The 18,653-nt window shown below is 76.2% G+C and carries 14 protein-coding genes and 1 pseudogene; 10 read left to right on the forward strand and 5 right to left on the reverse strand.

The annotated features are described in order from the left end of the window. Positions 1-30: 30 nt before the first annotated feature. Positions 31-648: a hypothetical protein gene (locus tag JD78_RS07855; protein ID WP_153360990.1), complete on the reverse strand. Its 618-nt coding sequence runs from the start codon at positions 646-648 to the stop codon at positions 31-33. Between the two features lie 155 nt (positions 649-803). Between JD78_RS07855 and JD78_RS07860 the strand changes: the two genes are divergently transcribed. The 6 genes from JD78_RS07860 (at position 804) to nirD (ending at position 10,492) form a co-directional block, all read left to right on the forward strand. Beyond that, on the forward strand, positions 804-1,829 hold the full coding sequence (locus JD78_RS07860) for a 3-oxoacyl-ACP synthase III (protein ID WP_153360989.1): 1,026 nt from the start codon (positions 804-806) through the stop codon (positions 1,827-1,829). Beyond that, entirely contained in the window at positions 1,826-4,447 is a 2,622-nt protein-coding gene (locus JD78_RS07865; RefSeq protein ID WP_228395216.1) for an alpha/beta fold hydrolase, read from the forward strand. Before JD78_RS07860 ends, JD78_RS07865 begins: the two co-directional genes overlap by 4 nt. 7 nt (positions 4,448-4,454) lie before the next feature. After that, on the forward strand, positions 4,455-5,417 hold the full coding sequence (locus tag JD78_RS07870; protein WP_153360988.1) for an NAD-dependent epimerase/dehydratase family protein: 963 nt from the start codon (positions 4,455-4,457) through the stop codon (positions 5,415-5,417). Positions 5,418-5,437: 20 nt separating this feature from the next. Continuing rightward, entirely contained in the window at positions 5,438-7,318 is a 1,881-nt protein-coding gene (locus JD78_RS07875) for a sigma factor-like helix-turn-helix DNA-binding protein (protein WP_153360987.1), read from the forward strand. 151 nt (positions 7,319-7,469) lie between these two features. Continuing rightward, positions 7,470-10,079, forward strand: a complete 2,610-nt coding sequence (nirB, locus tag JD78_RS07880; RefSeq protein WP_228395215.1) for a nitrite reductase large subunit NirB — start codon at positions 7,470-7,472, stop codon at positions 10,077-10,079. Beyond that, positions 10,076-10,492: a nitrite reductase small subunit NirD gene (gene nirD / locus JD78_RS07885; RefSeq protein WP_153360986.1), complete on the forward strand. Its 417-nt coding sequence runs from the start codon at positions 10,076-10,078 to the stop codon at positions 10,490-10,492. Before nirB ends, nirD begins: the two co-directional genes overlap by 4 nt. A 119-nt stretch (positions 10,493-10,611) precedes the next feature. On the opposite strand, the gene JD78_RS07890 is transcribed toward nirD, so the two are convergent. Continuing rightward, positions 10,612-12,138, reverse strand: a complete 1,527-nt coding sequence (locus JD78_RS07890; RefSeq protein ID WP_166521067.1) for an HNH endonuclease signature motif containing protein — start codon at positions 12,136-12,138, stop codon at positions 10,612-10,614. Positions 12,139-12,315: 177 nt separating this feature from the next. Here JD78_RS07890 and JD78_RS07895 point away from each other — a divergent pair, with 177 nt between their 5' ends. From JD78_RS07895 to JD78_RS07905, 3 genes are read left to right on the forward strand one after another with little or no spacing between them, the layout of a single operon-like run. Continuing rightward, positions 12,316-12,882 carry a sugar O-acetyltransferase gene (locus JD78_RS07895; protein ID WP_153362092.1) on the forward strand — a complete coding sequence of 189 codons (567 nt, stop codon included), beginning with the start codon at positions 12,316-12,318 and terminating at the stop codon, positions 12,880-12,882. Next, positions 12,879-13,445 (forward strand): TetR/AcrR family transcriptional regulator, encoded by a 567-nt coding sequence (locus tag JD78_RS07900; RefSeq protein ID WP_153362093.1) that lies wholly within the window; start codon positions 12,879-12,881, stop codon positions 13,443-13,445. The genes JD78_RS07895 and JD78_RS07900 overlap by 4 nt, the downstream gene beginning before the upstream one ends. Then, the gene (locus tag JD78_RS07905) at positions 13,442-14,677 is read left to right on the forward strand and encodes an MFS transporter (protein ID WP_153362094.1); all 1,236 of its coding nucleotides are present in this window, start codon (positions 13,442-13,444) and stop codon (positions 14,675-14,677) included. The genes JD78_RS07900 and JD78_RS07905 overlap by 4 nt, the downstream gene beginning before the upstream one ends. 16 nt (positions 14,678-14,693) lie before the next feature. Here the strand turns inward: JD78_RS07905 and JD78_RS21715 are convergent, their stop codons facing one another. The 3 genes and pseudogenes from JD78_RS21715 to JD78_RS07915 all read right to left on the reverse strand — a co-directional run bounded on the left by JD78_RS21715 (position 14,694) and on the right by JD78_RS07915 (position 17,450). Next, a complete protein-coding gene (locus JD78_RS21715; RefSeq protein WP_208104034.1) occupies positions 14,694-15,143 on the reverse strand; it encodes an AMP-binding enzyme in 450 nt (149 codons plus the stop codon). Between the two features lie 50 nt (positions 15,144-15,193). Beyond that, positions 15,194-16,375, reverse strand: a pseudogene (locus JD78_RS22870) (AMP-binding protein); the annotation flags it as partial. A 37-nt stretch (positions 16,376-16,412) separates the two neighbouring features. After that, on the reverse strand, positions 16,413-17,450 hold the full coding sequence (locus JD78_RS07915) for an AI-2E family transporter (RefSeq protein WP_243731001.1): 1,038 nt from the start codon (positions 17,448-17,450) through the stop codon (positions 16,413-16,415). A 410-nt stretch (positions 17,451-17,860) separates the two neighbouring features. Here JD78_RS07915 and JD78_RS07920 point away from each other — a divergent pair, with 410 nt between their 5' ends. After that, on the forward strand, positions 17,861-18,583 hold the full coding sequence (locus JD78_RS07920) for a hypothetical protein (protein WP_153362097.1): 723 nt from the start codon (positions 17,861-17,863) through the stop codon (positions 18,581-18,583). Positions 18,584-18,653 lie beyond the last annotated feature (70 nt).

The raw sequence follows: 18,653 nt of genomic DNA on the forward strand, positions 1-18,653 counted from the left end.
CGGGCGACGAGCATCACGGGACGGCCAGCGTCACGGGAGGGCGAGCGTCGTCGTCACCCGGACGACCGCGGGGTCCCGCGGCACCGAGCCGAAGCCGAAGGTCACCGGTGGGTGCACCGGCGCGCGGCCGCCCAGCGGGGCGCCGTCCCAGGACGCCCGGACGGCGCCGAGGGCGCGCAGGTCCTGCACGCCGTACCACTCGGTGCGCCCGTTGCCGGCCGAGCCGGTGGTGCGCAGCCCGGTGAGCACCCGCGCCGGCCGGTCGAGCAGCCCGACCCACGCCGGGGTGCGGGCCAGCGGAGGCGGCACCGCACGCAGCAGCCATCCCAGCGCGGGCCGGCGGCCGGTGCGCAGCTCCAGGTCGAGCGGCCCGGCGCGCACCGCCCACGTGTCCGGGTCCGGGCGGCGCACGGTGACGTCGACCACCCGGACGTCGTCGAAGGTGTACGTGGCGGCGACGACGTCGGCGAGCTCGGCGGTCTGCGCCAGCAGCACCCGATGGCCGTCGGGCCGCTGCACCATGACGTCGGAGACCGGGCCGAGGGGCGAGCGGGGCCAGTGGCCGACCACCAGCCGGGTGCCGGAGGTGGTGCCGGTGCCGAGGATCCAGCCGTCGAACCGCAGCCGCTCGCCGCGTCGGGTGCCCACCGGTCGACGGTGCCCGGTCCGGCGCCGTCCACACCCGCTGTGCTCCCCGTCGCAGGGGGCGAGAGCGAATACCGCGGGCTGACGGGGGTAGAACTGGAGCCGAACAGGGCGGAGAGACACCAGGAGTCAGCCCTCCTCAGGACTGGAGCCCGCCCATGAGCGGCAATGCCACCCACCGGTTCAGCAACACCAGCGTGCTGACGGTGCAGACGGCGGACGCGACCCAGGTGATCACCTCCGACGCGATCGACGAGCAGCTGCTGGACACCTACCAGCGCGTGCGCCTCCGACCCGGGCTGCTCGAGCGCCTGGCCGGGATCACGGAGCGCCGCTGGTGGGCCGACGGCGTCACCTTCGTCGACGGCGCGGCCATGGCCGGCGCCAAGGCGATCAGCGAGAGCGGCGTCGACCCCGCGGCGATCGGGCTGATGGTGAACACCTCGGTCAGCCGCCAGCACCTGGAGCCCTCGACCGCCGTCGCCGTGCACCACGCACTGGACCTGCCCCGGTCGTGCAAGAACTTCGACATCACCAACGCCTGCCTCGGCTTCGTCAACGGCATCGAGCTGGCCGCCGCGATGATCGACTCCGGCTTCATCGAGTACGCGCTGATCGTGAACGGCGAGGACTCGCAGAAGGTGCAGGAGCGCACCATCGCGCGGCTGCAGGGCCCGGGCACCCGCTCCCGCGACGTGATCGACCAGTTCGCCACCCTGACGCTGGGCTCCGGCGCGGCGGCGATGGTGCTGGGCCGCAGCGACCGGCACCCCGAGGGGCACCGGGTGGTCGGCTCGGTGAGCCGGGCGGGCACCGAGCACCACGAGCTGTGCACCGGCGACAACGAGCAGATGGACACCGACCTCAAGGGCCTGCTGGACGCCGGGATCGCGCTGTCGGCCGACATGTGGGAGGAGGCGGCCGGCGAGTTCGACTGGCAGCGCGGCATGGACCGCTACGTGATGCACCAGGTCTCCAAGGTGCACACCCAGGCGATGTGCGACCGGTTCGGCGTCGACCCCGCCCGGGTGCCGCAGACGTTCCCGACCCGCGGCAACCTCGGCCCGGCGTCGGTGCCGTTCACCCTCGCCTCCGACGCCGACTCGCTGGTCGACGGCGACCGCGTGCTGCTGATGGGGATCGGCTCGGGGCTCAACGCCTCGTGCATGGAGATCGCCTGGTGAGCGGTCCGGCCCCGCTGACCACGAACCCTGCTCTCCCGAAGGGCCTGCCCGGGCTGGACCCCGCCTGGTCGCGTCGGTTGACCGTGGCCGACGCCACCGGGGCGAAGCACGAGTGGCACGTGCTGGACAACGGCGTCCGGGAGCCGGTGGGCACCCTGGTGTGCGTCCACGGGAACCCGACCTGGTCCTACCTGTGGCGGCGGCTGCTGGCCGCGGCACCGCCCGGCTGGCGGGTGATCGCCCCCGACCACCTGGGCATGGGCTTCTCCGCACGGCTCACCGCCCCCCGGTCCCTGGCCGAGCGGGTCGCCGACCTCGGCGACCTCACCGCCGCGCTCGGCGTGACCGGGCCGGTGGTCACGGTCGGCCACGACTGGGGCGGCATCCTCTCCCTCGGCTGGGCGCTGGCGCACCGCGACCAGCTGCGCGGCGTGGTGCTCACCAACACCGCGGTCGCCATGCCCGAGGGCGACACCGGGCCGGCGCTGATCCGGGCGGCCGACCTGCCCGGGGTGCGGGGCGCGGTCACCGTCGGGACGCCGCTGTTCGTCCGGGCCACGACGGCGCTGTCCTGGCCGCCGCTGCCGGCCGGGGTGCGGAACGCCTTCGCCGCCCCGTACCGCGGGGCGGGCCGGCGGGGCTCGGTCGGTGACTTCGTCGCCGACATCCCGTTCGCCCCCGACCACCCCTCCCGGCCGGACCAGGAGGCGATCGCGGAGGGCATCCGCGACCTCGACGTCCCGGCGCTGCTGATGTGGGGCCCGCGCGACCCGGTGTTCGGCGAGCGGTACCTGACCGACCTGCGCTCCCGGCTGCCGCATGCGGAGGTGCACCGGTTCGAGGGTGCCTCGCACCTGCTGCCGGAGGACGCACCCCGCTACGCCGCCGCCGTCGCCCAGTTCGTCGCCGACCTCGACGCGCCCCCGGTTCCCGCGCTGCCCCGGCCGGCGGTCCCCGCCGACCGGCGGCCGTGGTCGGCGCTCACCGAACGGGCCGACGACGACTCGCCCGCGGTGGTCACGGTGGGAGGCAACACGGTCGGCGGCGGCACCGTGAGCTGGGCGGCCCTACACCACCGGGTCGAGGCGCTCGCCGCGGGGCTGCGCGCCGCCGGGGTGCAGCCAGGTCATCGCGTCGCACTGCTGGTGGAGCCCTCCGCCGACCTCACCGCATCGGTGTACGCGGTGTGGCGGGCCGGCGGCGCGATCGTCGTCGTCGACCGTGGCCTGGGCGTGGCCGGTATGCGCCGGGCGCTGCGCGGGGCGTCGGTCGATGCCGTCATCGGCACCGCGCGCGGCCTGGCCGCCGCGCGGGCCATGGGCCTGCCCGGGCTGCGGATCGCCGCCGGCCGGCTGCCCGCGACCGCCCGCCGCGCGCTGGGCGTCGACCACGACCTGACGGAGCTGGAGCGGCTCGGCCGCGCCACCGGGCCGGTCCCCGACGAGTCCACCGCCACCGACGACCGGGCGGTGCTGTTCACCTCCGGCGCCACCGGCCCGGCCAAGGGCGTGGTCTACACGCAGGCGCAGGTCGTCGCCCAGATCGCGCTGGTGCGGGAGGCCTACGGGCTGACCGCGGACGACCGCTTCGTCGCCGCCTTCGCGCCGTTCGCCATCCTCGGGCCGGCGCTGGGGATCGCCTCCGCAGTGCCGGACATCGACGTCACCGCGCCGGGCACGCTCACCGCTCCGGCCCTCGCCGACGCCGTCGCCGCTGTGGACGCCACGGTGGTGTTCGCCGCGCCCGCGGCGCTGCGCCGGGTGGTGGCCACCGCCGCCGAGCTCACCGACGCCCAGCGGGGCGCCCTGGGCCGGGTCCGGCTGGTGATGTCGGCGGGTGCCCCGGTGCCGTCCTCGCTGCTGCGCGCGCTGCGGGACGTGCTGCCCGCCGCGGAGGCGCACACGCCCTACGGGATGACCGAGGCGCTGCCGGTCACCGACGTCTCGCTGGCCGGGATCGAGGCCGCCGAGCAGGAAGCGGGCGGGCTGCCGGACGGCGTCTGCGTGGGCCGGCCGCTGCCCGGGGTCGAGGTGCGGGTCAGCCCGCTGGACGCCACCGGTGCGGCCGTCGGCCCGCTGGGCACCGCACCGGGCGTCACCGGCGAGGTCTGCGTGCGGGGCGCGCACGTCAAGGACCGCTACGACGCGCTGTGGATCACCGAGCGGCTCTCCTCCCGCGACGCCGGCTGGCACCGCACCGGCGACGTCGGGCACCTGGACGCCGACGGCCGGCTGTGGATCGAGGGCCGGTTGCCGCACGTGGTCACCACCGCCGCCGGACCGGTCACCCCGGTGGGCGTCGAGCAGCGGGTCGAGCAGCTGCCCGAGGTGGCCGCGGCCGCCGCCGTCGGGATCGGGCCGGCCGGCACCCAGGCGCTCGTCGTCGTGGTGGTGCCCGCCGGGCGGGACGCTCGGCGACCGGCGCTGCAGCTGGCGGACGACGAGCTCACCGAGGCGGTCCGGGAACGGGCGGCGGTGCGGGTGGCCGCGGTGCTCACCGCGCGCCGGCTGCCGGTGGACATCCGGCACCAGTCCAAGGTCGACCGGGCCGAGGTCGCGCGGCAGGCCGCCCGGCTGCTCGCCGGCTCGCGCACCGGCCTGCGCCGTCCCGGGGCGTGATGCCGCGGTGAAGGTGCTGGTCACCGGCGCGAGCGGGATGCTCGGCCGGGCCACCGCCACGGCGCTGGTCGAGCGCGGCGACGAGGTGACCGTGCTGCAGCGCCGCCCGGCCGGGCTGCCGTGCGCGGAGGTGCTCGCCGACGTCGCCGACGCCGACGCGGTGGCCCGCGCCGTCTCCGGGCACGACGCTGTCGTGCACCTGGCCGCCAAGGTCGACGTCGTCGGGCCGTGGGCGGAGTACCAGCGGGCCAACGTCGAAGGCACCCGGTCGGTGGTCGACGCCTGCCAGGCGGCGGGCGTCGGGCGGCTGGTGCACGTCTCCTCGCCGTCGGTGGCGCACGCGGGCGCAGCGCTGGCCGGGGAAGGCGCCGGGCCGGCCGACCCGGTGCGGGCCCGCGGCAGCTACGCCCGCTCGAAGGCGCTGGCCGAGCAGGCGGCCCTCGCGGCGGACTCCGCGTCGCTGGCCGTGCTCGCCGTCCGCCCGCACCTGGTGTGGGGGCCGGGCGACCCGCAGATGGTCGAGCGGATCGTGGCCCGGGCGCGCGCCGGCCGGCTGCCGGTGATCGGCACGGGGGCGGCGCTGATCGACACCACCTACGTCGACAACGCCGCCGCCGCGCTCGTCGCTGCGGTCGACGCGTGCGGGCCGGTGCACGGGGAGGCGCTGGTGGTCTCCAACGGCGAGCCCCGGCCGGTCGCCGAGGTGCTGCACCGGCTGTGCCGGGCCGCCGGGGTCCCGGGCCCGTCCCGGCACGTCCCGTTCCCCCTCGCCTGGGCGGCCGGCGTCGCCGTCGAGGGCGTCTGGCGGTTGACCGGCCGCCGGGACACTCCCCCGCTCACCCGCTTCCTCGCCGAGCAGCTGGCCACCGCGCACTGGTTCGACCAGCGCCGCACCCGCGAGGCGCTGGGCTGGCGGCCCGCGGTGTCGCTGGACGAGGGCTTCGGCCGGCTCGCCGCCGCGGCCGGCTGACCGCTGTCGGAGGAGACGGGGTGGACGGGCAGGACGGGTTCGCGGAGTTCGTCGCCGCGCACCGGCACGACCTGCTCGGCACGGCCCTGCTGCTCACCGGTGACCGGCTCGACGCCGAGGAGCTCGTCCAGGCCGCCCTGGTGCGCACCCGCCGGGCCATGTCGTCGGCGACCGGGCCTCCGGCCGATCCGCTGGGCACCGCCCGCCGGGCGCTGGTCACCCGGGCCACGCGGCGCGACTCCTGGCGGCCGGCCGGCGGGGAGGTCGTCGGAGAGGTGCCCGACCAGCCCGCTGCCGCGGTGGACGACGAGCTGGCCCGGGCGCTGCGGGAGCTGCCGCACCGCACCCGGGCCGCCGTCGTGCTCCGGCACCACGACGGGCTCGACGAGGCGTCGGTCGCGGCCCAGCTGGGCTGCCCGGTGCCGACCGCCGCGGCCGAGGTCGCCCGCGGCGTCGCGCAGCTGCGTCCCGCGGTCCGGCCCGACCCGTACCGGCCGGCGCACCCGGTGTCCGACGAGCAGCGGCTGCACGACGCCCTGGCCCGGCTCGCCACGGCGCCCGGCCGGTGGCGGCTGGACGGGCCGCAGGCCGTCGCGGACGTCGGGTCCCGGCGTGCCGGACGGCGCCGGCGGGCGCTCGGCGCGGTGGTGCTCGCCGGCCTGCTCGTGGCCGGCGTGGTTACGCTGGACCGGCCGGCACCGGTGCCCGCGCCGTCGGCGGACGCGGCCACCGCCGCCGAGCCCGCGGCACCGGCCGACCCACTGCCCCCCGTACCCGTGCTGACCGGCCCGGCCCGCGGCTCCCTCGTCGGCGACCCGGCGTTCCTCGCCGCTGCCCAGCAAGCCGGCTGGGGGTCGATGGAGGCGCCGCGGGTGGCCGACCGGACCGTCGTCTTCGCCGGGGACACCCCGTCCGGCCGGGCGGTGCTGGTCGTCGGCACCGTGCTGGAGGACTTCCGCGGGGTGTGGCTGACCGGCCCGGTCGGCGCGCCGCCGTCGGAGCTGACCCCGCACGTGCCCCGCGGGCTCGGCGAGAGCCGGCCGTTGTCCCTCCTGCTGGGTGGCCCGGGGCCGGCGTCGCTCGTCGTGCTGGCCGGGCGGGAGGACGTCGTGGAGGTGTCCGACCGGCTGCTGGTCGGGCCCCGCGGCACCGTGGGCCGCCGCTACACGCCCGTGGAGACCGTCGACGGGGTGGCGGTCGTGCCGGCCAGCACCACGGAGGACGGGCCGGCCATCAGCGTCCGGGTCACGCGCGAGGGACGGGTGGTGCACCGTTCGGCCGTCGACTGGCCCGGCGACCGGCCGGGCCGCACGGTCCCGTTGCCCGAGCTGACCTCGCTGCGCCCCACCGCCGGCCCGGCCGACGGGCGGGTGCTCGCCGCGGCACTGGTCGGGGTGGCCGTGCCGCTGGGCGTCGAGCCGGCCCAGCTACAGCCGGAGCTGCTGTGGAACGGCGAGCTGCCGCTCAGCACCGGACCCGGATCGGTGGTCGTCGTGCTGGCCCGCAGCCCGGGGGGCTCCCTGGTGGTGACCACCTGGGCCGGGGGCGGCGGTGGCGCGGTCACCTGCGGCACCCAGACGCCCGCGGGCAGCACCGACCCGGCCACGCTGACCATCGTCCGGGTCTGCGACGTCGAGCCGCCCGGACTCCGCTGGGCCGACGGCCTCCAGTGGCTGGTCGTCACCGCACCTGCCGCGGGGACCGTGGCGGAGGTGCTCGACGACGGCGAGCAGGTGCTGACGTCGCTGCCGCTCGCGGGGGGCGGCGCCGTGACCGTGCTGCCGCAGGGCGCCCGGTCGGTGCGGGTGCTCGACGCCACGGGCGCACCGGTCGCCCGTGCCCCCGTCCCGGCCCCGCCGACCCAGCCCTTCGGCGACTTCGGGTCCGGGCTCCAGCGCTGACCGCGCCCTCACGCCCGGGCCCGTTCCGCTGTGCGGTCCACCTTGCCGCCGCGTAACGCGGCGCGCGGCCGGGGGTAACACGCGCTGCCTAGCTTTCCCGCCAGCGGCGGGCCGGCCGGCCCACCGCCGCCCGCGGAGGAGCAGCGTGATCGTGAGCAACCCAGGTCCCCGTCAGCTGGTCGTCGTCGGCGGGGGCATGGTCGCCCACCGCCTGGTGGAGGCGCTGGTGGACCGGGGCGGGGTCGGCCCCGCCGGCTGGCAGGTCACCGTGCTGGCCGAGGAGCCCCGCGCGCCCTACGACCGGGTGGCGCTGACCTCCTACTTCTCCGGCCGCGACCCCGAGGACCTGTCCCTGGGGCAGCCCGAGCTGTGGGAGACGCCGGGCGTCACGCTGCGCCGCGGCGAGCAGGTGACCGCCGTCGACCGGGCCGCGCAGCGGGTCACCACGGCCACGGGGCGGGAGCTGCGCTACGACGCGCTGGTGCTGGCGACCGGCTCGTCGGCGTTCGTGCCGCCGGTCGAGGGCCGGGACCTCGCCGGCTGCTTCGTGTACCGGACCATCGACGACGTCGCGGCGCTGCGCCAGTACGTGACCGACCGGCAGCGGGAGCTGCCCCGCACCGTCACCGGCGCCGTCGTCGGCGGCGGGCTGCTCGGCCTGGAGGCCGCCGGTGCGCTCACCGCCCTCGGCGTCGACACCTCGGTGGTCGAGTTCGCGCCGCGGCTGATGCCGCTGCAGGTCGACGACGGCGGCGGCGAGGCGCTGGCCCGGCTGGTCGGCGCGCTGGGCGTGCGCGTCCACGCGGGGACGGCGACGGCGAAGCTGACCGCGGGCCGCGACGGCCGGGTGGGCCGGATGCACGCCGCGGTGGGGTCGGCGACCGGGCTGGAGCAGCTGGACGTCGACGTGGTGGTCTTCGCCGCCGGCGTGCGCCCGCGCGACGAGCTGGCCCGCACCGCCGGGCTGCCGGTGGGGCCGCGCGGCGGGGTGCTGGTCGACGCGGGCTGCCGCAGCGAGGACCCGGCGGTGTTCGCGATCGGCGAGGTCGCCGCCGTCGACGGGCGGACCTACGGCCTGGTGGCGCCGGGCTACACGATGGCCGAGGTGGTCGCCGACCGGCTGCTCGGCGGCGCCGCGGAGTTCCCGGGCGCGGACCTGTCCACGAAGCTGAAGCTGCTCGGGGTCGACGTCGCGAGCTTCGGTGACGCGTTCGGCACCACCCCGGGGGCGCTGTCGGTGGTCTACGGCGACCCGGTGGCCGGGGTCTACAAGAAGCTGGTGCTCTCCGACGACGCCCGGACGCTGCTCGGCGGGATCCTGGTCGGCGACGCCACGGCCTACGCCGGGCTGCGACCGCTGGTCGGCCGCGAGCTGGGCGGTGACCCGGCGGCCTGGCTGCTGCCGGAGGGCGCGGAGGGCGGGCCGGCCTCGGCCGAGCTGCCCGACGACGCTGCGGTGTGCTCCTGCAACAACGTGTCCGCGGGCACGATCCGGGACGCCGTTCGGTGCGGTGACTGCACCGACCTCGGTGCGGTGAAGGCGTGCACGAGGGCGGGCACCAGCTGCGGGTCGTGCCTGCCGCTGGTGAAGAAGCTGGTCACCGCCGAGCTGGAGGCCGCCGGGGTCAGCGTGAGCCGGGCGCTGTGCGAGCACTTCGACGTGAGCCGGGCGCAGCTGTTCGACATCGTGCGGGTCACCGGGATCACCAGCTTCAGCGCGCTGGTGGCCCGGCACGGCCGCGGGCGGGGGTGCGACATCTGCCGGCCGGTGGTGGCCTCGATCCTGGCGAGCCTGGACGGCCGGCACGTGCTGGACGGCGAGCGGGCCGCGCTGCAGGACACCAACGACCACGTGATGGCCAACATCCAGAAGGACGGCACCTACTCGGTGGTGCCGCGGGTGCCCGGTGGGGAGATCACGCCGGAGGGGCTGATCGCGATCGGCGAGGTCGCCCGTGACTTCGGGCTGTACACGAAGATCACCGGCGGGCAGCGGATCGACCTGTTCGGCGCGCGGATGGAGCTGCTGCCGGCGATCTGGCAGCGCCTGGTGGACGCCGGGTTCGAGTCGGGGCACGCCTACGGGAAGGCGTTGCGCACGGTGAAGTCGTGCGTCGGGTCGACGTGGTGCCGCTACGGGGTGCAGGACTCCGTCGCGCTCGCGGTGGCGCTGGAGCTGCGGTACCGGGGGCTGCGATCGCCGCACAAGATCAAGCTGGGGGTGTCCGGCTGCGCGCGGGAGTGCGCGGAGGCGCGCGGCAAGGACGTCGGGGTGATCGCCACCGACAAGGGGTGGAACGTCTACGTGGGTGGCAACGGCGGGTTCACCCCGCGGCACGCGCAGCTGCTGGCCGAGGACCTGGACACCGAGACGCTGGTGCGGACGATCGACCGGTTCCTCGTCTACTACGTGCGCACCGCCGACCGGCTGCAGCGCACCGCACCGTGGCTGGAGGAGATCGAGGGCGGCCTGGCGCACGTGCGCGCCGTCGTGCTCGAGGACTCCCTGGGCATCGGCGCCGACCTGGACGCGGCGATGACGGCGCACGTCGAGGGCTACACCGACGAGTGGCGGGCGACGCTGGAGGACCCGGAGAAGCTGCGCCGGTTCGCCGCGTTCGTGAACGCGCCCGACTCCCCCGACCCGTCGCTGGCGTACGTGGTCGAGCGCGGGCAGCCGCGCCCGGCGACCGCCGCCGACGCCGACCGCCCCGGTGCCGTGCTGGTGGCCGGCCCCCGCCTGGAGGTGCTCCCCCGATGACCGCCACCCTCGGCAACCCGACCCCCGCCACGACCGGCACCGATGCCCCCACCATTACTGCCACTGCAACAACCGGCACCGCCACCGCGGACGCGTGGACGCCGATCTGCGCGTTCGACGACCTGCTGCCCGAGCGTGGGGTGGCGGCGCTGGTGGACGGCGTCCAGGTCGCGGTGTTCCGGCTGTTCGACGGCAGCCTGCACGCGGTCGGCCACCGTGACCCGTTCAGCGGCGCGTACGTGCTGGCCCGCGGGCTCGTCGGCACCCGCGGGAACGCCCCGACGGTGGCGTCGCCGATGTACAAGCAGGTGTTCGACCTGCGCACCGGCGCCTGCCTGGACGACCCGTCGGTCTCAGTCCCCGTGCACCGGGTGCGCGTGCGAGACGGCCAGGTCGAGGTCGCCCTCGGCTGACTCACCAGCCGTTCGGTCGCTCCCACCGTCGGTCGCCCCACCTCGTCGAGAGGACACGTCGACACGGGCACCGAGCGGGCTCGTCGACATGGCGGCATGGCGACCTCTCCCGGGTCGACTCAGAAGGGTGGCGGGTCGTCGTCGGTGGACCTGGACTCCGCTGGTGGAGGCGGTCCGGCTGTCGGATCGGGTGGTGACTCGGGCGGCGGTGGTGGTTCGGGTTCTCGTGGTCGGAGGCCGGGTGGGCGGGTGCTGCGGGTGACCCCGGACGGGGTGGTGACCTGCAGGGTGCCGTCGGGGGTCATGGCGAACCGCCAGCCGGGGGCGTGGGTCTTGAGCCGGTGATGGGAGCGGCACAGGCAGCAGAGGTTGGCGCAGGCGGTGGCCCCGCCCTGCGAGTGCGGGACGACGTGGTCGAGGTCGGCCCAGCCCACGCGCTGCCCGCAGTTGGGGAACCGGCAGCGCCGATCCCGGGCACCGATGAAGGCTCGCTGCCGCTCGGTGGGCCGGTAGTTCGTGGTCTCTGGCGGCGGCCCGGCTACCGCACACCCGCAGTCGCCCGCGGGGTGCTGCGGGCAGCCACGCTTGGCCAGCCGCTCCAGTTCGGCGGGGGTGAGAGTGGCCAGCAGTTCCCCGTCCGGGCCGGTGACCGCGTAGGCCAGGGACCCGCCGTCGGGGGTGGTGACGCCGAGTGCGGCCAGGCGGGTGAGCAGGTCGCGCAGGTGGGCGGCGGTGATGACCAGGCCGTTGACCTCACCCGGCGTGTTCCCGCCCTCCAACGCGTCCAGCGCGGCGGTGATCCTCAGGTTCGCGGTGACCAGCGGCAGCCCGTTGTCGGCCGGGTGCAGGATCAGCGCGGAGGCCACCAGCGTGCGCAGCAGCCCGATCGGCCGCTCGTCCCCATCGGCCTTCAACATCCGGGCGAGCTGGTCGAACAAGTCCTTCGCCGCAGCGGCCTCCTCGGCCGGCAGGTCCACCGCCAGCACCGCCCGCCCATCAGCAGGTGAGGGGTAGACGTGCACGTCGGCGGTCTTCGCCGCCTCCACCCGCGCCTCCTCCGCCGCCGCGGCGTCCAGCTGCAGCACCAGCTCCGCGGCCCGGGTACCGACCCGGGTCACCGACAGATCCCGCGCCTCACCCAGCAGTCGTTCCTCCACCCGGGCGGCCACGTCGGCGGGGACGTCCTTCACCGCATCAGCCAGCTGCTGCGCCCGCCGCTCATCCAGCTCCCCAGCCCGCAGCGCCGCGAACGTCGCGGGCAGCTTCCGCACCCAGGTCAACGCCCGGGTCAACCGGATCGCCGCCGTCCCCCGCCCGACGTTGAGCACGGCCGCCAGCTCCGCGGTGCAGAACTCACTCACCTCACCGTCACCCGGCTGCGCCGTCCACCCCGCCCGCCGCGCACCCGGATGCTCCGGCGCCGGATCCGCCGCGGCAGGCCGCTGCCCGGCCAACGCCAGGATCAGCTCGGCCTCCTCCGCGGCAGCCTGGGCCCGCCGCCGCTGCAGCCGCTGCAGCCGCGCGGCCAGCAGGTCATCCGGCGATCCCGGCGCCGGTGCGCACGCTGGCCTGGGGGTCAGTGACAGCAGGTCGACCACCGTGGCGAGCGGGACCGACGGCGGGGGCAGGGCCGCGGTCTCCGTCATGCACCCGAACATACGTACGAGGTACGACAGTTCTGGCAGGTCAGCGAGGAGACGGAATGTGGGCCGGCTCGTGTCGCCCGACCCCACGCCGGTCGCGCGGCAAGGCGGGCACGGGTCGCCTCACCCGCCGCCACGAGCATCAACACACCAGCACCACCGTTGTGTACGGTTGTACACATGGACGACGGCCGCAGCATGCGCGAGCGGATGCTCGCCGGCGACCTCTACATCGCCGACGACCCGGAGCTGGCCGCCGAGAGCACCCGCGCGCAGCAGCTCACCCATCGCTACAACACGATGGACCCCACCGACGGCGCCGCCCGCCGTGCGGTGCTGGAGGAGCTGCTGGCGGCGTTCGGCCCGGGCAGCGAGCTGCGCCCGCCGTTCCACTGCGACTACGGCCACCAGACGACGATCGGTGCGCGGACCTTCGCCAACTTCGGCCTGGTCGTGCTCGACGTCGCCCGGGTGACCATCGGCGACGACGCGCAGCTCGGGCCCAACGTCCAGCTGCTCACCGCCACCCACCCCGTCGAGCCCGGCCCCCGGCGCGACAAGTGGGAGAGCGCGGCACCGATCGTGCTCGAGGACAACGTGTGGCTCGGTGGCGGCGTCATCGTCTGCCCGGGCGTGACGATCGGGGCGAACACCGTCGTCGGAGCCGGCGCCGTGGTCACCCGCGACCTGCCCGCGAACGTGGTCGCGGTCGGCAACCCCGCACGCGTCGTCCGCGAGATCGGGTGACCCCCCGCCGCCACGACCCGCAGCGTGCCGACCGGATCGTCGACGCGGCGCTGGACGTCATCGCCGAGCACGGCGTCGCGAACACCACGCACCGGCTCATCGCGGCCGCCGCCGACGTGCCGCTGGGGTCGCTCACCTACCACTTCACCGGCCTCGACGACCTGCTCGCCCAGGCCTTCGCCCGGCACGCCGAGCGCATGGCGGTCACCTACGAGGCGCACTTCGACCAGGTGCGCAGCGCCGACGACGTCGTCACGGCGGTCACCGACCTGGTGCACGCCGACGCCGGCGCCGACGACCGGGACTGGGCGGTCGTCTACGAGCTGTACCTGGCCGCGCTGCGCGAGCCGTCGCTGCGCACGGTCACCGAGTCGTGGATGCGCCGCAGCCGCAGCGTGCTGGAGCGCTTCGTCGACCCGACCACCGCCCGCGGCGTCGACGCCCTCATCGAGGGGCTGGTCATGCACAAGGTGCTGGCCACCACCCCGGTCGACCGGGCCCAGACCACCGAGATCATCGCCCGCGTCGTGCGGGCCGGCACCGCCTCCGAGGAGCACGCATGACCGCCACCACCGACGCGACCGGGCCGTCGGCCGCACAGGTGCAGGCCGCCACCCGGGCGACCTACGTCGCCTTCATCGGGGCCGGCTTCGCCTTCGCCAGCTGGGCCTCGCGCATCCCACAGGTGCGCACCCGGCTGGACCTCGACCCGGCCGCGCTGGGCCTGGTGCTGCTGGCGATCGCCGCCGGGTCGGTGAGCGCGCTGCCGCTGTCCGGGCCGGTGATCGCCCGGCTGGGCTCCCGGCGCACGGTGACCCTGATGGCCGGGCTGCTCACCGTCGCGCTGGTCGTCGTGGCGGTGGCACCGCTGATCGGCGTGCTCCCGCTGGTGGTCGGGCTGTTCGTCATGGGCTTCGCGAACGGCGCCTGGGACGTCGGCATGAACGTGCAGGGCGCCGTGGTGGAGCGGCACCTGCGCCAGGCTGTGATGAGCCGCTTCCACGCCGGTTTCAGCCTCGGCACGGTCATCGGCGCGCTGGGCGGGGCGGCGATGGTCGCCCTCGACGTGTCGGTCACCGCGCACCTGCTCGGCGTCGCCGTCCTGATCGTGGCGGTGGTGCCCGCGGCGGTGCGGGCGTTCGTCGCCGACGTCGAGGAGACCCCGGACGGCGCGCGCCCGCCGGAGGCCGGTGGCGCGCTCGCCCGGTGGAAGGAGCCGCGCACCCTGCTGATCGGCCTGTTCGTGCTGGCCTTCGCCTTCGCCGAGGGGACGGCGAACGACTGGATCAGCATCGCGCTCATCGACGGCTACGGCCTCAGCCCCGCGCTGGGCACCCTGGGCTTCGCGCTGTTCCTCACCGCGATGACCGCGGCCCGCTGGGTCGGTCCGCCGCTGCTCGACCGCTTCGGCCGGGTGCCGCTGGTGCGGGCCCTCGCCGGGCTGGCGGTGGTCGGGCTGCTGCTGTTCGTGTTCGGCCCGAACGCGGGCGTCGCCTTCGCCGGCGCGCTGCTGTGGGGCGCCGGCACCTCGCTGGGCTTCCCGGTCGGCATGAGCGCCGCCGCCGACGACCCGGCGCACGCCGCGACCCGGGTCAGCGTGGTCGCCTCGATCGGCTACTGCGCGTTCCTGGCCGGCCCGCCGCTGATCGGCTTCCTCGGCCACGAGCTGTCGGTGCTGCGCGCGCTGACCGTGGTGGCCGTGCTGCTCGCCGTCGCCACCGCGATCGCCGGCGCCCTGCGGGAGCCCGAGACGGCCGCCGAGCCCGAGACGGCTGCCGAGCCCACCGGGCGCTGAGCAGCGCCGGCGCGGGTCAGTCCGCCAGCAGCTGGTCGCGCACCTGACGGCGCAGCACCTTGCCGATCTGCGAGCGGGGCAGGTCCTCGACCGGCACCAGCCGGCGCGGCACCTTGTAGCCGGCCAGCTGCTCGCGGGCCCGGGCGCGCACGGCATCGAGGTCCAGGTCCGGGTCGTCGAGCACGACGGCGGCGACGACCTCCTCACCGCCGTCCGGGCCGGGCAGCCCGACCACGGCGGCGTCCCGGATGCCGGGCACGGCCCGGAGCACCTCCTCGACCTCCGAGGGGTGCACGTTGAAGCCGCCGGTGATGACCAGTTCCTTGATCCGGTCGACCACGGTGACGAAGCCGTCGTCGTCGGCGACCACGATGTCGCCGGTGCGCAGCCAGCCGTCGGCCAGCAGCACCTCGGCGGTCTCCTCCGGCCGGTTCCAGTAGCCGGAGAACACCTGCGGCCCGCGCACCAGCAGCTCCCCCGCTCCCCCGGTGCCCGCTCGACGGCCGGGTCCTCCGGGTCGACGATCCGCATCTCCGTCGAGGGGAAGGGCAGGCCGACGGTGCCCGGCCGGCGGGACGGGCCGACCGGGTTGCCCAGCACGATCGGTGAGGTCTCGGTCATCCCGTAGCCCTCCACGACCAGCCCGCCGGTGAGCTCCTCCCACCGCTGCGCCGTCGCGGCGGGCAGCGGCATGGCCCCGGACAGGGCGAACCGGGTGCTGGACAGGTCGGCGCCACGTTCGGCGGCGGCGGTGGCCAGCCGGTCGTACACCGGCGGCACCGCCGGCAGGAAGGTGGGCGGCAGCCGGCGGGCCGCGCTCAGCACCTGGTCGATGTCGAACCGCGGGAAGAGCACCAGCGTCGCGCCCAGCCGGACGGCGGCGACCAGGCCCAGCAGCATCCCGTAGGCGTGGAAGAGCGGCAGGACGCCGTAGAAGACCTCCTCCCCCTCCCGCAGCCCCGGCACCCACGCCACCGACTGGGTGACGTTGGCCAGCAGGTTCCGGTGGGTGAGCACCGCGCCCTTCGGGGTGCCGGTGGTGCCGCCGGTGTACTGCAGCAGCGCGACGTCGGTGTGCGCCGGCCCCGGGTGCGCCGGGTCCAGCGCGGGTGCCTCGGCGACGAGGTGCTCCCAGCCCAGCGCACCGGGCGCCGGGCCGGTGATGGCCGACCGGGTGGCCCGGGCCTTCGGCACCGGCAGCCGCAGCGCGAGCCGCTTCGGCCACGGCAGCGCCCGGGTCAGGTCGACGGCGACGACGGTGCGCCGGCCGGGGAGGTCCAGCCCCTGCACCAGCGGGGCGACCTTGTCCCAGACGACCGCGACGGTCGCGCCGTGGTCGGCGAACTGGGTCCGCAGCTCATCGGCGGTGTACAGCGGGTTGTGCTCGACCACCACCGCCCCGAGCCGCAGCGCGGCGTAGAACGCGACGACGTGCTGCGGGCAGTTGGGCAGCACCAGGGCCACCCGGTCGCCGGGGCCGACGCCGAGCCGGCGCAGCGCCTCTGCTGCGCGGGCCACCTGGTCGCGGAGCTCGGCGTAGCTCGTGGCGGCCCCGGAGAAGTCCAGCGCCGCGCGGTCGGGGAAGCGCGCCGCGGCCTCGGTCAGCAGGTCGCCGACGGTCTGCTCGGGCACGTCCACCCGGGCAGGCACCCCGGGGGCGTAGCTGCGGACCCAGTGCGGCACCGGTTCGGTGGTCACCCGGACAGCGAACCACGCACGGCAGGTGGGCCGCAGGTCAGTCCCCGCCGGGCGGCTCGTCCTCGACCGCGACCAGCTCGTACCGGCGTCCGTAGGTCTCGATGACCGCCTGCACCGCGGCGACCACCGGGATCGCCACCAGCGCCCCGACGGCGCCGAAGAGCGCGGCCCCCACGATGACCGCCCCGAGCGCCACCGCCGGGTGCACCTGGACGGTGCGGGCGGTGATCCGCGGGCCGAGCAGGTAGTTCTCGACCTGCTGGTAGACGACGCCGAACGCGACCACCGCGACCGCGTCGGCGGGCTGGCCGGACAGCGCGACCAGGGCGGGCACCCCGATGGCCAGGTAGGTGCCGATGGTCGGCACGAACTGGGAGACCGCACCGGTCCAGATCGCCAGAGGCAGCCAGAACGGCACCCCGAGCAGCCACAGGACGACGCCGGTCAGCAGCGTGCTGATCGCGGCGAGCACCAGCCGGGACACCAGGTAACCGCCGGTCTTCGCCACGGCGATCTCCCACACCGTGGCGATCACCCGCTGGTGCCGCGGCGGGAACCAGCGGGAGACCGTCCGCCGCAGCTGCGGCCCCTGCGCGGACATGTAGAAGGCGAACAGCAGGAAGGTGAGCAGCTGGAACACCAGCCCGACCAGCGAGGAGACGATCCCCACCACGCCCGGGGTCAGCTCCTGGGCGAGCGTCTGCAGCCGCGCGGGGGTGAGCTGGAGCGACTCGACGACGTCCCCGGCGCTGAACTCCGCGTCGAAGGTCCGGTTGACCCACGCCACCCCGTCGCGCACGAAGCCGGGCAGCGCGCTGATCAGCTGACCGAGCTGGTCGACCAGCAGCGCGCCGAAGACGCCCACGAAGGCCGCGATCAGGCCGACCAGGCCGAGCAGCACCAGCCCGGTGGCCGCCCCCCTGCGCAGCCCACGGCGGGCCAGCGCGTCCACCACCGGCTCGACCCCGACGGAGAACAGCCACGCGCAGAACACCAGCCCCAGGAAGCCGCGCAGGTTGCCGAACGCCCACAGCGCGACCTGGAAGACGGCGAGGGAGAGGAAGACCAGCACCACGCCCCGCCGCAACCACGGTGGGGCTTCCCCCGGCAGCCCGGACCGTCCGCTGGGCCCCGCGGCGAGATCCTCGCGGGGGGTCCGGCTGCGGGGCGCCACCGGTTCGGTGAGCGGCGGCGGGTCCACCGGCGGGGAGGTGGCGGGCAGGCCGGCCGGGGCGGGCCGGTGCGCGCGGGGTCGGTGCGCGCGGGGTCGGTGGGGACGGACTGGCCCATCGCCCCTCCTCCCCGGTCCCGGCCGCACTGGTTCGAGCCTGGCGACCCTAGGCGCGTCGGGCGGGTGCGGACCAGGGGCGGCGGGCCCCATCCGCACGTGGAGATCTCGTGACGATCCCGCGCCTGAGGTGCCATCGGGTGTGTCCCCGAGCACACCGATGGCACCACCTCCCCGCCGACCCCAGGAGGCCCGAGATGCCGACCCCCTCGTCCCGACCGTCGGCCCGGCTCTGGCGCGGGGTGGTCCGGGCCAGCCGGCTCGCCGCCCCCGCGCTGTACGTGGGCACCGCCCTGCTGGGCGCCACCGCGACGTCGCTGACGTCCCTGCTGCTGGTCGGGCTGCTCGCCGGTGCGGCCATCGGCGTGACGGTCGCCCTGGCCGACCCGGGCTTCCCGGGTTCGGCGGCCGCCCGCCGCCGGGCGGTCTACGCCGCCGGCATCGGCGTGCTGCTGCTGCCGTTCGCCACCGGCATCGGGATGCTGGGCACCGCGGGCACGCTGGTGGTCCCGCTGCTGCTGGTGCTGTGCGCCGTGACGGCCGCCGGGTGGCTGGCCGAGCTGGACACCAGCGAGGCGCCGCCGGCCCGGCAGGGCGTAGCGACACCCCGGGAGACCGCATCCCGGGAGGCCGGACGCCGAGAGACCGGACGCCGGGAGACGGCGCCTCGAACCGACGTGCCGGACCTGCCGCGCCGCCCGGTCGACCAGCTGACCACCGACCAGCTGTTCGCCACCTGGACGGCCACCGGCGAGCAGCTGCGCCGGCCGGTGTCGCCGGTCACCCGCGTCGAGCTGGCCGACCTGCGGTCGGCGCTGCTGGACGAGCTGCTGCGGCGGGAACCGGAGACCACCGCCCGCTGGCTGGAGCAGGGCGCACCCGCCCACGGCCACCACCGGGACGGCGGCACGCCGGTCTGAGCTGGACCCACCCGTGCGGGCTGCGACCGGCTGACCTGCCGACCCGGGACGTGCGCGTGGGACGGCTGTG

The sequence above is a fragment of the Modestobacter roseus genome, from assembly GCF_007994135.1.
Taxonomy (GTDB): domain Bacteria; phylum Actinomycetota; class Actinomycetes; order Mycobacteriales; family Geodermatophilaceae; genus Modestobacter; species Modestobacter roseus.